This window comes from Streptomyces purpurascens, assembly GCF_045040895.1.
GTDB lineage: Bacteria > Actinomycetota > Actinomycetes > Streptomycetales > Streptomycetaceae > Streptomyces > Streptomyces purpurascens.
Genome location: NZ_CP108341.1, coordinates 5,050,746 through 5,063,761, shown reverse-complemented (window position 1 = coordinate 5,063,761; position 13,016 = coordinate 5,050,746). Strand labels below are relative to the sequence as shown.

Here is a 13,016-nt window from a genome sequence, read left to right as displayed (position 1 = left end):
GCTGCACAACAGATGGTGCGTCAAATGCCCTCATGCGTCCCGCTCTTCCCCTATGTCCAATTATGAACGGACGTCCCCACGCCCGGTTCCAGGCGTCCCCACGCCTGATGAAGCGCTTGCACGGCCGAAGGGCGACCGCAAAGACGCTCCCCGCCCTCCGCACGGTTGCGGAGGACGGGGAGATAAATCCTCTGATGCCGAAGCGCCGCGGACAAGTGGTCCGGACCATCGATCAGCTCACATGTCGCACACAGATCCTACAAACCGCCCACCTCGACGGTCGGAGGTTTTCGCTGCCGCGAGAGTCAGGCCAGCTCGGCGGCCACCACCTCGGCGATCTGCGCGGTGTTCAGCGCGGAGCCCTTGCGCAGGTTGTCCCCGCACACGAAGAGCTCGAGCGCCGTGGGGTCGTCCAGCGCCCGCCGCACCCGTCCGACCCAGGTCGGGTCGGTGCCGACGACGTCGGCGGGGGTCGGGAACTCCCCGGCGGCCGGGTTGTCGAACAGCACGACACCGGGCGCCGTGGCGAGGATCTCGCGGGCCTTGTCGACGGTGACCTCGCCCTCGAAGCGGGCGTGCACGGTCAGCGAGTGCGTGGTGATCACCGGCACCCGGACACAGGTGACGGCCACGGGCAGGTCGGGCAGGCCGAGGATCTTGCGGGACTCGTCCCGGACCTTCAGCTCCTCGGAGGACCAGCCGTCCTCGCGCGCCGAACCGGCCCAGGGCACGACGTTCAGCGCGACCGGCTCCGGGAAGGGCCCGGTGTTGTCCCCCACGGCCCGCCGTACGTCACCGGGGCTGGTGCCCAGCTCCGTGCCGGCGACCAGGGACAGCTGCTGGCGCAGGGTGGTCACGCCCGTGCGCCCGGCGCCGCTGACCGCCTGGTACGAGGAGGCGACGAGCTCGCGCAGCCCGAACTCGGCGTGCAGCGCGCCCAGGGCCACGATCATGGAGAGCGTCGTGCAGCTGGGGTTGGCGATGATCCCGCGCGGCCGCATCCGCACGGCGTGCGGGTTGACCTCGGGCACGACGAGCGGCACGTCCGGGTCCATCCGGAACGTGCCGGAGTTGTCGACCACCACCGCGCCCTTGGCGACCGCCAGGGGCGCCCACCGCTCGGCGACCTCGTCGGGGACGTCGAACATGGCGACGTCGACCCCGTCGAAGGCCTCCTCGGTGAGCGCCATGACCTCGGTCTCCTCACCGCGCACGGCCAGCTTGCGGCCGGCCGAGCGGGGGGAGGCGATCAGCCGGATCTCGCCCCAGACGTCGGCCCGCTGGGACAGGATCTGGCGCATGACCGTGCCGACGGCTCCGGTCGCGCCCACCACGGCAAGCGTCGGACGCCCGGACCTGCCGGTCCGGGCGTCCTGTCGGAGGTGGGCCATCAGCGGCCGGTGCCTCCGTAGACGACTGCCTCGTCGCTGTCGGAGTCGAGCCCGAACGCGGAGTGCACGGCACGGACGGCCTCGGGCACGTCGTCGGCGCGCGTGACGACCGAGATGCGGATCTCGGAGGTCGAGATCAGCTCGATGTTCACGCCCGCGTCGGCCAGCGCCTTGAAGAAGTCGGCCGTGACACCCGGGTTGGTCTTCATGCCGGCGCCGACGAGGGAGATCTTGCCGATCTGGTCGTCGTAGCGCAGGGAGTCGAAGCCGATGCCGGCCTTGTTCTTCTCCAGCGCGTCGATGGCCTTGCGGCCGTCGGTCTTCGGCAGCGTGAAGGAGATGTCCGTCAGGCCCGTGGAGGCCGCGGACACGTTCTGCACGACCATGTCGATGTTGATCTCGGCGTCGGCGATCGTGCGGAAGATCGAAGCCGCCTCGCCCGGCTTGTCCGGCACACCGACGACCGTGACCTTGGCCTCGGAGGTGTCGTGCGCGACACCGGAGATGAGAGCCTGCTCCACCTGCTTTTCCCCTTGCTGCTGCGTCTTCTGGACGATCGGCTCGCTGCTGACCCAGGTGCCCTGGAGTCCGCTGAAGCTGGACCGGACGTGGATCGGGATGTTGTACCGGCGGGCGTACTCCACGCAGCGGTGGAGCAGCACCTTCGACCCGGACGCCGCCAGTTCGAGCATGTCCTCGAAGGAGATCCAGTCGATCTTCCGGGCCTTCGTCACCACGCGCGGGTCGGCGGTGAACACGCCGTCGACGTCCGTGTAGATCTCGCACACGTCGGCGTCGAGGGCGGCGGCGAGAGCCACCGCGGTGGTGTCGGAGCCGCCGCGGCCGAGGGTGGTGATGTCCTTGGTGTCCTGGCTGACGCCCTGGAAACCGGCCACGATCGCGATGTTGCCCTCGTCCACCGAGGTCTTGATCCGGCCCGGCGTGACATCGATGATGCGCGCTTTGTTGTGGACCCTGTCGGTGATGACACCTGCCTGGCTGCCGGTGAACGACTGGGCCTCGTGGCCCAGCTTTTTGATCGCCATGGCCAGCAACGCCATGGAGATCCGCTCTCCGGCGGTCAGCAGCATGTCGAGCTCGCGCCCGGCAGGCATCGGGGATACCTGCTCGGCGAGATCGATCAGCTCGTCCGTCGTGTCGCCCATCGCGGAAACCACGGCAACCACCTGGTTGCCGTTCTGCTTCGCTTCCACGATTCGCTTGGCGACGCGCTTGATGCCCTCGGCATCGGCTACGGAGGAGCCTCCGTACTTCTGCACGACAAGGCCCACGTGCGCTCCTCGCTCAATCCGTCTCTATCCGCTCATACGCATTCGTACCGCGGTCGGCTCAGTCTAACGAGCGTCCGAAAATCCCCTCCGCGATATCGCATGGTGAGATTTCCGGGGTACTCGCTCAGAGCTGCTCATGCCCACCTGGACACAGGCCACGCGAGAAAGTGCCCGGCGTCACAATCGCAGCTCGGCCGACCCCGGTAAGCCAACTTTCAAGCACTAGGGTTCGGCTGTGCGCGTACTCCTGGTGGAAGACGATGAACCGGTCGCCGAATCCCTGCGCCGTGGCCTGCAGCGCTACGGCTTCGAGGTCGAGTGGGTGACCACGGGCGCGGCGGCGCTGCGGCACGAGGGCCCCTACGACGTCGTCCTGCTGGATCTCGGTCTGCCCGACACCGACGGCCTGGACGTCTGCAAGGCGCTGCGCGGGCGCGGCGACGTCCCGATCATCGTGATCAGCGCCCGCAGCGACGAGACGGACCGGGTGGTGGGGCTGGAGCTCGGCGCGGACGACTACGTCTCCAAGCCGTTCGGCGTCCGGGAGGTCATCGCCCGGATAAGGGCGGTCATGCGCCGCACCCAGGCCCGTACGCCCGCGGCAGGCGCCCCCGCGACCGGCCCCGACCGCTACGGCACGCGCCTGACGATCGACCGCAAGGCGGCCCGGGTGCGCCTCGACGGCGCGGAGGTGGCCCTCGCGCCGAAGGAGTACGACCTGCTGGCCTTCCTCACCGAGGAGCCCGGCGCGCTGATGTCGCGCGAGCAGATCATGGAAGCGGTCTGGGACGCGAACTGGTTCGGGCCGACCAAGACGCTGGACGTGCACGTGGCGGCGCTGCGGCGGAAGCTCGCGGGGGCGATCGCGATCGAGGCGGTGCGCGGGGTGGGCTTCCGGCTGGAGATCGCCAAGGACGACGGGGCTTCATGAACCGGCAGCTCATCCGGAGCTACATCCTCCTGGTCGCCGTGGCCATCCTCCTGTTCACGGTGCCTGTCGCGTTCACCCTCACCAAGCAGCTGCGGGACGACACCAGGCAGTCCGTCCTGCGCGAGGCGAACACGATGGCACTGCTGCTGAGCAACGGCACCGGCGCCTCGTGCGAGGCCCTGACCCAGGTGGCCAGGGCGTACGGCGACGTACAGGCGACCCCCACCGCCTCCTGTGACCCGAGGCTGCCGGAGCCCGCCGCGGACGAGGCGCTGACCCGGGCCACGGAGAAGAACGAGGTGACGACGGACTGGGGTTCCGACTTCGTCTGGGGCGAGCACCTGAAGGTCACCGTCCCCGCGCGGGGGGACGCGGCCGTGCGGATCGTCTACTCGACCTCGGACATGACCAGGCGGCTCTGGCAGATCTGGGGCTTCCGGGCCGGGCTGGCGGTGATCGTGCTCGCGGCGGCCGCCGCGATCGGCGCGTTCGCCGCCCGCCGCATCACCCGGCCGCTGCGCCAGCTCAACGACATGGCCAGCAAGTTCAGTGACGGCGACCTGACGGCTCGCTCCCCGGTGACCGGGCCGCCGGAGACCCAGACCCTCGCCCGCACCCTCAACCAGGGCGCGGAGCGCCTGGACACGCTGATCGCGGCCCAGCGGATCTTCGTCGCGGACGCGTCTCACCAACTGCGCACCCCGCTCACGGCGTTGCGGCTGTCCCTGGACAACATCGCGGACGGCGTGGACGACGACTTCGTACGCGAGGACGTGGAGCAGGCGACGGCCGAGGTGGTGCGCATGAGCCGCCTGGTCAACGGCCTGCTGGTGCTGGCCCGGGCCGAGGCCAAGGTGGCGGCGGCCGAGCCGCTCCCGCTGATGGACCTCGTGCGGGAGCGGCTCGCCGTGTGGAGACCGGCCGCCGACGAGCGCGGAGTCACCATCGCGCTCAGGGGGAGTGTCGACGGCCGGCCGTCTGTGCTGGCCAGCCCCGGTCATCTGGACCAGATGCTGGACAACGTGCTCTCCAACGCCCTGGAGGTGTCACCGGACGGCGGGACGATCACCGTGCGGGTGGACCCCCGGGGCGATGTGGTGGGGGTGTCGGTCCTGGACGAGGGGCCCGGCATGTCGGACGCCGAGAAGTCCCGCGCCTTCGACCGGTTCTGGCGGGGCCAGGGCCTGACCGGGAAGTCCGGCTCCGGCCTCGGTCTCGCGGTCGTCCGGCAACTGGCGACGGACGACGGCGGGACCGTGGCACTGACGGACGCTCCCCATGGCAGTGGCCTGTGCGTGACGATCACGCTCCGGGCGGCCTCCCACCGGGGCGGCGGCTGAGGCGGCTCACCCCTCCGGCATCTTCGAGGAGTGGTGGTTCACGATCAGCCACGTGCCGTTCGGCTGCTTCTCGTAGGCGTACGTGTAGCGGGCCTTGACGTTGCTCTTCTCGCCCGACCCGGGGTCGGTGAGCGTGAACTCGTACACCCCGGTGTCGATCACGGTGTCCCGGTCGAGCACGTTGACCACGGACTCGATCTTCTTCCCCGACGGCTTGTTCCGCAGGAAGTGCTCGAAGTAGTCGACGATCTCGGCTCTGTCCGTGCGGACGTTGTCGAAGACGGTCGGCAGCAGGACCGCGTCCTTCGCGTACAGGTCGGCGACCTTCCGCGGGTCGCCGGTCCGCAGCGCGGCGTTCCAGTTGTCGAACAGCCCGAGCACCTGCGCCCCGGTGATGGTCCTGGCGGACTTCCTGCCCTTGCTCCCGGAGTCGGCTCCGGCGACCCCGGCACCGGCGGCGAAGGTGCCGGCGGCGACGACGGCCACGGCGGTGGCGACGGCGACGCGCTTGCGTATGGAGGTGGCTGCGGGGCGGCGGGTCATCGTCATCTCCGGTGCGATCGAGGGGAGTTGGTGAAGTGACTCCAGACTCGCGTCTCACCGGTTAGGGCCCGTGCAGCCCGCGTACAGGAGTCGTACAAGGAGCTCCCAAAACACGCGGTGTGACCGTGGGGACGGGCGCTACCGTCTGCGCATGGAGATATTGCGCTACGTGGCGTTCAGTACGGATCCCCAGGGCGGCAACCCGGCAGGTGTGGTGCTGGACGCCACCGGGGCCGACGACGCGGCGATGCTGGCGACGGCGGCCGAAGTCGGTTACTCCGAGACGGCGTTCGTGGTGGCGTCCGGCGACGGCGCCCTGGACGTGCGGTACTTCAGCCCGCTCGCCGAGGTGCCGTTCTGCGGCCACGCGACGATCGCCATGGCCGTGGCCCACGCGGAGCGGCACGGCACCGGGCGTCTGCTGCTGCGCACCGCGGCGGGCCAGGTCACCGTCACCACCGACCGGTCGGCGGACGGCACCCTGGTCGCGACGCTGGTCAGCGTCGCCCCTCGTACGGCACCGATCGAGGCGGGCGACCTGGCCGAACTGCTGGCGATCCTGGGCTGGTCCGAGGCGGACCTGGACCCGGCGCTGCCTCCCCGGGCGGCCTTCGCCGGAGCCTGGCACCCGGTCCTCGCCGCCGCGAGCCGGGACCGGCTGGCCCGCCTGGAGTACGACATGGCGGCACTCGGCACGCTCATGGCCCGCAACGGCTGGACCACGATCGACCTGGTCCGGCGGGAGTCATCCACCGTCTTCCACGCCCGCAACCCGTTCCCGCCGGGCGGTGTCGTGGAGGACCCGGCCACGGGAGCGGCGGCGGCCGCGTTCGGCGGCTACCTGCGGGAACTCGGCCTCGTACCGACCCCGGCCACCCTGACGGTCCACCAGGGCGTGGACATGGGCCGGCCGAGCACGATCACGGTGACGGTACCGGCGGAGACGGACACCGGGATCGCCGTGACCGGCCCGGCCGTACGGCTCTGAGGAAGGGCTCGAAGCGGGCGGTACGGAGGCGAGGGCGACTACGTGGCCGGGCGCATCCCCAGCGGTCCGCCGATCTCCTCCGCCATGACCCTGCCCGCCTCGAATTCCAGGGTGTCGTCGCCCATGCCCTGGTCCGTGTCCAGGCCGTCGAGTTCGGCGAGGGGCTGGTTGAGGCGGACGTGGGCGAGGACCGACTGGAGGGCCCGGAGGGTCGCGGAGGCCGTGGAGCCCCAGTTGGAGAAGTAGGAGAACTGCCACCACCACAGGGCCTCCGTGGTGCGGCCCGCGCGGTAGTGGGCCATGCCGTGGCGCAGGTCGGCCATGACGTCGGCCAGGTCGTCGGAGATCCGGGCCGGTACGGGCGCCTTCCGGGGCTCGTACGGGTCGAAGACCTCGGAGTAGACGTCGATGGGGTCCAGCAGCCGGGCCAGGTTCTCGCGGAGCTCGTCCTCGTCCGGCTCGGGGCCCGAGTCGGGCTCGTAGCGCTCGTCCGGCACGATGTCCTCGTGCGCGCCGAGCCGGCCGCCGGCCAGGAGGAGCTGGGAGACCTCCAGGAGGAGGAAGGGCACGGCCGATTCCGGCTCGTCGCCCTTCGCGACCTCCGTGACGGCCACCAGGAAGCTCTCGACCTGGTCCGCGATCTGGACCGCGAAGTCGTCCGGGTTCTGATCGGTCGCGTGCAGCGTGGCGTCAGACATCTAGGAGTCGTCTCCCCTCGAAGGCGCGGCCGAGAGTGACCTCGTCCGCGTATTCCAGGTCGCCACCCACCGGGAGGCCGCTGGCCAGGCGGGTGACCTTCAGGCCCATGGGCTTGATCATGCGGGCGAGGTACGTGGCGGTCGCCTCGCCTTCGAGATTCGGGTCCGTGGCCAGGATCAGCTCCGTGACCGTGCCGTCCGCCAGGCGGGCCAGCAGCTCCCGGATCCGCAGGTCGTCCGGGCCCACCCCGTCGATCGGGCTGATCGCGCCGCCCAGGACGTGGTACCGGCCCCGGAACTCACGCGTCCGCTCGATCGCCACGACGTCCTTCGGCTCCTCGACCACGCAGATCACGGCGGGGTCGCGCCGGGTGTCGCGGCAGATGTTGCACAGCTCCTCCTGCGCGACGTTGCCGCAGGTCGCGCAGAAGCGGACCTTCGCCTTGACCTCCATGAGGGCCTGGGCGAGGCGCCGCACGTCCGTCGGCTCGGCCTGCAGGATGTGGAAGGCGATCCGCTGGGCGCTCTTGGGACCGACGCCGGGCAACCGCCCCAGTTCGTCGATCAGGTCCTGGACCACGCCTTCGTACAACGGACTGCCTTTCCTGGGCCATCGAGGTCGTTCGCCGCGTACGGCCTTCCCGTACGTACGGTAGTTGTCCGCCGCCCGTCCGAGGAAGGCGGCGGGCGTCTCAGAACGGCAGACCCGGGATGCCGCCGCCGCCCAGACCCTGCGCGAGCGGGCCCAGCTTCTGCTGCTGGAGCGCCTGCGCGTTCTCGTTGGCCGCCTGGACCGCCGCCACGACCAGGTCGGCCAGCGTCTCGGTGTCGTCGGGGTCGACCGCCTTCGGGTCGATCTTCAGGGCGCGCAGTTCGCCGGCGCCGGTGACGGTCGCGGTCACCAGGCCACCGCCCGCCTGCCCGTCGACCTCCGTCTGCGCCAGTTCCTCCTGCGCCTGCGCCAGGTCCTGTTGCATCTTCTGGGCCTGCTGGAGCAACTGCTGCATATTGGGCTGGCCACCACCGGGGATCACGATCAGCTCCTTGCTCGGTACGGGTTTTCCCGTTCGGCACGAGCCTACGTGGTCAGGCCTGCCGTCGCCCCAGCACTCTTTCGAGTGAGTCCCCCTCGCGCCCTATACCGGATCAAGGAATACTTCCGGGCGGAAAAGAGGCGAAAGCTGCGCCTTCGCCACCCATTGGGGGGTAGGAAGGGTCCGGCGCGTCAGGTGTGTCGTTCGTCGCGCAGGGTGAGTCGGCTGGGACCGCGCGTGGTCGTTCGTGGTCAGTAGGGAGTGCCGGGTGGGTCAGCCGGAGATGCAGCCCGAGGTGCCGCCTCAGGACGGACGGGGCGAGGGGGCGGCCCGGCTGCGGCCGGGCGATCTGACCGGGCGGGCCTTTCCGCTCGGGGACTGGGGCGAGCCGGCGGTCCGGCTGGACGAGCTGTACCGGTGGGTGGAGCGCGGGGCGCTCCGGACGGCCGCCTGGTATCTCGAGGACCGGGTGTGGAAGCGGCGGTGCGCGCGGGTGCTGCGCTGCGGGGCCGCGGCGGGGGCGGTCACCGGCGTCGCGCTGCCCCTGCTGGATCTGACCGGGGTCGCCGGCGGGGTCGCGCCCTGGGGGTGCCTGGCACTGCTGCTGGGGGTGGCGTGTGTCGCCGCCGACCGGTACTTCGGGGTGACGTCGGGCTGGATGCGGGACGTGGCCACCGCGCAGGCCGTGCAGCGGCGGCTGCAGGCTCTGCAGTTCGACTGGGCGGCGGAGTGCGTGCGGGAGGTGCTGGGGCCCGCGGAGGGGACGGCCGGTGAGGCCGCCGAGCGGTGCCTCGGGGTGCTGCGGAGGTTCTCCGAGGACGTGAGTGAGCTGGTCCGGGTGGAGACCGGGGACTGGATGGGCGAGTTCCGGGCCGGGGGTGCGCCGGTGGGGATGCAGGCGGTGGTGATGTCCGGTGGGGGGCGGGGGGCTGAGGCGGGGGGTGTGAACGGGCGGTTCTCCGTGCCGCCGACGGGGGGTGCGCGGCCGAACATGCCTCGGCAGCGGCCGCCGGAGCCGCGGTGAGCTGCTCGGGGTTTATTGGTGCTCGGGGTGGTGGCCGAAGTCGGGTGGGTGCGCAGCCCGGCGGAGCGGGGTGCCGCTGCGCCCACACGTGCCGCCCCTAGCGGCACGCATGCCCGCAGCTGGGGCGGTGCGCATGCCCGCGGCTAAGCGTCCTGCGCGCACAGGGTGAGGCCCTCCGGCGTCCAGCACGGCACGTGGCCGTGCGTGCGGATGACGTCCTGGCCGTTGCCGCGGGAGAGGTACGTCAGGAAGCTCGACGCCAGGGAGTCGGCCGGGGGCCGGCCGTAGGTGTAGGCGTACTCGATCTCGCGGTACGGGTAGGCGCTCGTGCCGTGTTCGATGGCGTCGACGGAGGCGGGGTCGCCGTCCAGGCGCAGGGAGTGCAGGCCCTTCGCGCGGGCGGCCAGGTTGAGTTCGCTGTAGCCGACGGCGCCCGGGAGGCCGGCGACCGTGGTCAGCACCTGTTCCGTGGAGTCGAGTTCGCAGCGGATGACGGCCGCCGTCGGGTCGTCCTTGTGGACGCAGTCGACGGAGGAGTTGGCGATCTCGCCCCGTCCCAGTACCCGGCGCTGGAAGACCTGCCGCGTCCCGGAGCCCGCGTCCCGGCTGACCAGGTGCACGGGCAGGTCCGGGCCGCCGAGCTGCCTCCAGTTGCGGACCTCGCCCCGGTAGAGGCGCCGTACGTCCGCCGTGGACAGGTTCCTCAGGCCCACGTCGTCGTTGACCACCAGCGCGAAGACGGACACCGCCACCCGGTTCTCGCGCAGTGCGGGCAGGCCGGCCGGCTTGGGGCCGTCCGACAGGGCCACCACCGGCGGGGAGCCCCGCCCGTCCCGGGCCGCCCGGTCGCCGGCCGCCGCGAGCTCCCGGATCCCGGCCGTCGAGCCATGGGTGTCCACCTCGATGGCCGGGTCGCCGCCGCAGTCCCGCTCGTACTTGGCGGCCACCTCGCGCAGGACGGGCGCGAAGGCGGTCGAGCCGGTGAGGGTGAGGGTGCCGCTCGCGCAGCCGATCGGGGGCGGGGTGTCGTCCTGGACGACGACGATCGCCGCCAGGGTGACCACGCTCACCGTGAGCGCGATGGTGATCAGCCGCGCCGCCCGGCTGAACAGCGGCGGCTTGTCGTCCGGCGTGGCACTGCGGTTGGGGTGCACCTCGCCGTCGCGCAGGCCGCCGACCAGCCGGATCTCGTCGCCGACATCGCCGCCGGCGAGCAGCACGAGCAGCTTGAAGTGGTCGCCCCGGTTGAGCGGGACGCGGGGGATGCGCAGGGTGTTGCCGTCGTAGGCGAAGCCGCGGGCCGCGGTGAAGTGGTCCATGAGGTGGTCGGTGTCCGACGGCTGGGTCACCGAGACGCCCCGGACGGTACGGCCGGCGAACACCGCGGTCAGGCCGTGCAGTTCGGGGCCGGTGTAGTCGTCGCGGTCGATGCCCTGCGAGCCGTCGTTCTCTATGCGCAGCAGGACCAGGGTCGCGTCGGCCATGCCGGGGGCCTCGTCGAACAGGCCGAGTCGGCGGTTGGCGCGGCCCGAGCGCACGTCGTCGCCGATCGGGTTGTCCATCTGCACGCGGTAGCCCACCCGCTTGCGGCGTGGCACCCGGCGCTCGTACCAGACCATGACGCCCGAGGCGACGATGCCGAGGAGGGCCGTCGCCACGGCCACGAGGTTCTCCGCGCTCAACCACTCCACCGTGGGTGCCCCCGCCGCCGCCCGGACTCGATCGTCCGGTCACCGTACGGCTGTACGAGCGGGTATCCGGATTTCGTCGGCTTGAATTCGCCGGACGTTCAACGACCTCGTCTGAACCGGGAGTTGCCTCACTCCTTCGAGTACGTCAGCCGCTCCCCGCTGCTCGTGTTCACGCGCTGGAGCGTGAAGTCCGTCAGGAGGGTGACCTCGGTGGCCTCTCCCGGTGTGCAGGCGGTGCGCGGCTGCCCGACGGTCACGGTGGACGGGCCGATCTTCAACGGGCCGTCGGATCCAGGGGCGTCGGTCAGCTCCCCCTCGAACACGCAGTGGTAGGTGCCGCCTCCGGCCGTGGGACCGTCCGCCACGAGGGACAGGACCGTGTCGCCCGGCTCGCCCTGCCGGATGGTCAGTGAACGGGTGTGCTGTCCGTCGGCGTTGTCGATGGTGGTGGTCCAGGTGCCGAGGTACGCCGTCGGGACCGCGCCGTCCGCCGGGGAGGCGGTGGTGTCCGGCCGCGAGGTCTCCGGGGAGGGGCCGGAGTCCGAGGGGGCGCCGCTGTCCTGCGTGGGGGTGGGGCGGTCATCGGCCCGGTCGCCCTCATCGCCCTGCATCAACGCGTACACCGAGCCGCCCGCGGCCAGCGCGACGACCAGGGCGATCACGACGAGCAGCGCGGTGGAACGGCCGCTCCGTGGCGGCTCCTGCGGGGGGCCGTAGGGCGGGGGCGTGCCGTACGGCGGTGGGCCGTAGGGCGGGGTGGAGCCGAGGCCGCCGCCGTAGGCGGGGTACGCGGGGGCGGCGCCGGGCTGGGGGTGTTGCTGGGGGTATCCGTAGGCCGGGTACGGAGGCGGGGGTGCCTGTGGATGGCTTCCCGGGGCCGGGGCCGGAGGCGCGGCCGGCGGGGGTGCGGTGACGCCCTGGCCCGCGACCATGGTGGGCAGGTGGTTCAGCGGCGGCCCCTCGCCCGGTTGGCGCGGCGGGGGCGGGCCGGGGGGTGCGGCGGGTGCCTGCGGCACAGGGTTCGGCGACGATTCGTCGGCGGCCGGGGCGTGTTCGGGGGTGGCGTCGTGGCCGCTTTCCGGCTGCGGGCCGGTGGGGGCCGGTCGCGCAGTTCCCCGCGCCCCTTCGGGTGCCCCGTCCGCGGCACCGTCCCCCTCCGGATCCTCCGCGTCCAGCAACCGCACCGCGTGCCGCCCGAGTTGGGCCACCAGCGCGCTCGGCAGCCACGGGTCGAGGGCGCGGCCGTCGGAGACGGTGTCGTCCGCGCCCGTGCGCTCCAGGACGCGGTCGAGACTCGGGCGGGCGGCGGGGTCCTTGCGCAGGCAGTCGCGTACGAGGTCGGCGATGCCCTCGGGGACGCCCGCCAGGTCCGGTTCCTCCTGGGCGATGCGGAACATCAGCGCGTGCACACCGCTGTTGGCGGTGCCGAAGGGCAGGGCGCCGGTCGCGGCGTAGGCCAGGACGGAGCCGAGGCAGAAGACGTCGCAGGCCGGGGTGATGCGGTCGCCCCGCACCTGCTCGGGCGCCATGAAACCGGGCGATCCGACGAGCGCGCCGGTGCGCGTGAGCCCGCCGTCCGTCACGGTCTCCAGGGCCCGTGCGATACCGAAGTCGATGACGCGCGGGCCGTCGATGGTGACCAGCACGTTGGACGGCTTGAGGTCGCGGTGGACGATGCCGGCGGCGTGGATGTCCGTGAGCGCGTGCGCGAGCCCGGCCGCGAGGATGCGGACCGTCCGCTCGGGCAGGGCACCGTGGTCGTGCCCGACGACCTGCTGGAGGCTCGGCCCGGCGACGTACCCCGTGGCGACCCACGGCACCGCCGCCTCGGTGTCCGCGTCCAGCACCGGCGCCGTCCAGTACCCGCCGACCCGCCGCGCGGCCCGCACCTCCTGCCGGAACCGCTCCCGGAACTCCTCCTGCGCGGCCAACTCCTCGCGCACGAGTTTCACGGCGACCGTACGGCCCCGCTCGGAGCGGGCCAGATACACCTGCCCCATACCGCCCGCGCCGAGCCGCGCCAGCAGCCGATAGGCACCGATCCGTACGGGATCCCCGGGCCCCAGTTTCTCCATCGCTCAGCC

Annotated in this window: 12 protein-coding genes; 4 read left to right on the top strand and 8 right to left on the bottom strand. The window is 71.9% G+C overall.

Annotation, left to right across the window (positions count from 1 at the left end):
• Positions 1 to 305 precede the first annotated feature (305 nt).
• Both OHU35_RS23140 and OHU35_RS23135 read right to left on the bottom strand, forming a co-directional pair.
• Positions 306 to 1,391 (bottom strand): aspartate-semialdehyde dehydrogenase, encoded by a 1,086-nt coding sequence (locus OHU35_RS23140; protein ID WP_189725744.1) that lies wholly within the window; start codon positions 1,389 to 1,391, stop codon positions 306 to 308.
• Positions 1,391 to 2,683 (bottom strand): aspartate kinase, encoded by a 1,293-nt coding sequence (locus tag OHU35_RS23135; RefSeq protein ID WP_184594473.1) that lies wholly within the window; start codon positions 2,681 to 2,683, stop codon positions 1,391 to 1,393. Before OHU35_RS23135 ends, OHU35_RS23140 begins: the two co-directional genes overlap by 1 nt.
• A gap of 235 nt (positions 2,684 to 2,918) precedes the next feature.
• On the opposite strand from OHU35_RS23135, the gene OHU35_RS23130 reads away from it, so the two are divergent.
• Both OHU35_RS23130 and OHU35_RS23125 read left to right on the top strand, forming a co-directional pair.
• Complete coding sequence (locus OHU35_RS23130) at positions 2,919 to 3,614, top strand: response regulator transcription factor (RefSeq protein ID WP_405506662.1); 696 nt, start codon at positions 2,919 to 2,921, stop codon at positions 3,612 to 3,614.
• Positions 3,611 to 4,954, top strand: coding sequence for a sensor histidine kinase (locus OHU35_RS23125; RefSeq protein ID WP_405506661.1), 1,344 nt, complete (start codon positions 3,611 to 3,613; stop codon positions 4,952 to 4,954). The genes OHU35_RS23130 and OHU35_RS23125 overlap by 4 nt, the downstream gene beginning before the upstream one ends.
• A 6-nt stretch (positions 4,955 to 4,960) precedes the next feature.
• Here OHU35_RS23125 and OHU35_RS23120 read toward each other — a convergent pair whose 3' ends face one another.
• On the bottom strand, positions 4,961 to 5,497 hold the full coding sequence (locus OHU35_RS23120; protein WP_405506659.1) for an SgcJ/EcaC family oxidoreductase: 537 nt from the start codon (positions 5,495 to 5,497) through the stop codon (positions 4,961 to 4,963).
• 151 nt (positions 5,498 to 5,648) lie between these two features.
• On the opposite strand from OHU35_RS23120, the gene OHU35_RS23115 reads away from it, so the two are divergent.
• Positions 5,649 to 6,485 carry a PhzF family phenazine biosynthesis protein gene (locus tag OHU35_RS23115; RefSeq protein ID WP_189725740.1) on the top strand — a complete coding sequence of 279 codons (837 nt, stop codon included), beginning with the start codon at positions 5,649 to 5,651 and terminating at the stop codon, positions 6,483 to 6,485.
• A gap of 38 nt (positions 6,486 to 6,523) precedes the next feature.
• Here the strand turns inward: OHU35_RS23115 and OHU35_RS23110 are convergent, their stop codons facing one another.
• From OHU35_RS23110 to OHU35_RS23100, 3 genes are all read right to left on the bottom strand, one after another.
• A complete protein-coding gene (locus OHU35_RS23110) occupies positions 6,524 to 7,183 on the bottom strand; it encodes a DUF5063 domain-containing protein (protein WP_189725739.1) in 660 nt (219 codons plus the stop codon).
• Positions 7,176 to 7,775, bottom strand: a complete 600-nt coding sequence (recR, locus tag OHU35_RS23105; RefSeq protein WP_003991835.1) for a recombination mediator RecR — start codon at positions 7,773 to 7,775, stop codon at positions 7,176 to 7,178. The genes OHU35_RS23110 and recR overlap by 8 nt, the downstream gene beginning before the upstream one ends.
• 100 nt (positions 7,776 to 7,875) lie before the next feature.
• The gene (locus tag OHU35_RS23100) at positions 7,876 to 8,217 is read right to left on the bottom strand and encodes a YbaB/EbfC family nucleoid-associated protein (RefSeq protein WP_078899404.1); all 342 of its coding nucleotides are present in this window, start codon (positions 8,215 to 8,217) and stop codon (positions 7,876 to 7,878) included.
• A 268-nt stretch (positions 8,218 to 8,485) separates the two neighbouring features.
• On the opposite strand from OHU35_RS23100, the gene OHU35_RS23095 reads away from it, so the two are divergent.
• Positions 8,486 to 9,241, top strand: a complete 756-nt coding sequence (locus tag OHU35_RS23095; RefSeq protein WP_189725738.1) for an SLATT domain-containing protein — start codon at positions 8,486 to 8,488, stop codon at positions 9,239 to 9,241.
• A 143-nt stretch (positions 9,242 to 9,384) separates the two neighbouring features.
• Here OHU35_RS23095 and OHU35_RS23090 read toward each other — a convergent pair whose 3' ends face one another.
• Entirely contained in the window at positions 9,385 to 10,932 is a 1,548-nt protein-coding gene (locus OHU35_RS23090) for a substrate-binding domain-containing protein (RefSeq protein WP_405506657.1), read from the bottom strand.
• A gap of 128 nt (positions 10,933 to 11,060) precedes the next feature.
• Positions 11,061 to 13,007 (bottom strand): serine/threonine-protein kinase, encoded by a 1,947-nt coding sequence (locus tag OHU35_RS23085; RefSeq protein ID WP_405506655.1) that lies wholly within the window; start codon positions 13,005 to 13,007, stop codon positions 11,061 to 11,063.
• Positions 13,008 to 13,016: the final 9 nt, after the last annotated feature.

Coding starts and splice junctions, on each gene's coding strand:
- OHU35_RS23140 (WP_189725744.1), bottom strand. CDS start 1,391: ATGGCCCACCTCCGACAGGACGCCCGGACCGGCAGGTCCGGGCGTCCG.
- OHU35_RS23125 (WP_405506661.1), top strand. CDS start 3,611: ATGAACCGGCAGCTCATCCGGAGCTACATCCTCCTGGTCGCCGTGGCC.
- OHU35_RS23120 (WP_405506659.1), bottom strand. CDS start 5,497: ATGACCCGCCGCCCCGCAGCCACCTCCATACGCAAGCGCGTCGCCGTC.
- OHU35_RS23115 (WP_189725740.1), top strand. CDS start 5,649: ATGGAGATATTGCGCTACGTGGCGTTCAGTACGGATCCCCAGGGCGGC.
- OHU35_RS23110 (WP_189725739.1), bottom strand. CDS start 7,183: ATGTCTGACGCCACGCTGCACGCGACCGATCAGAACCCGGACGACTTC.
- OHU35_RS23085 (WP_405506655.1), bottom strand. CDS start 13,007: ATGGAGAAACTGGGGCCCGGGGATCCCGTACGGATCGGTGCCTATCGG.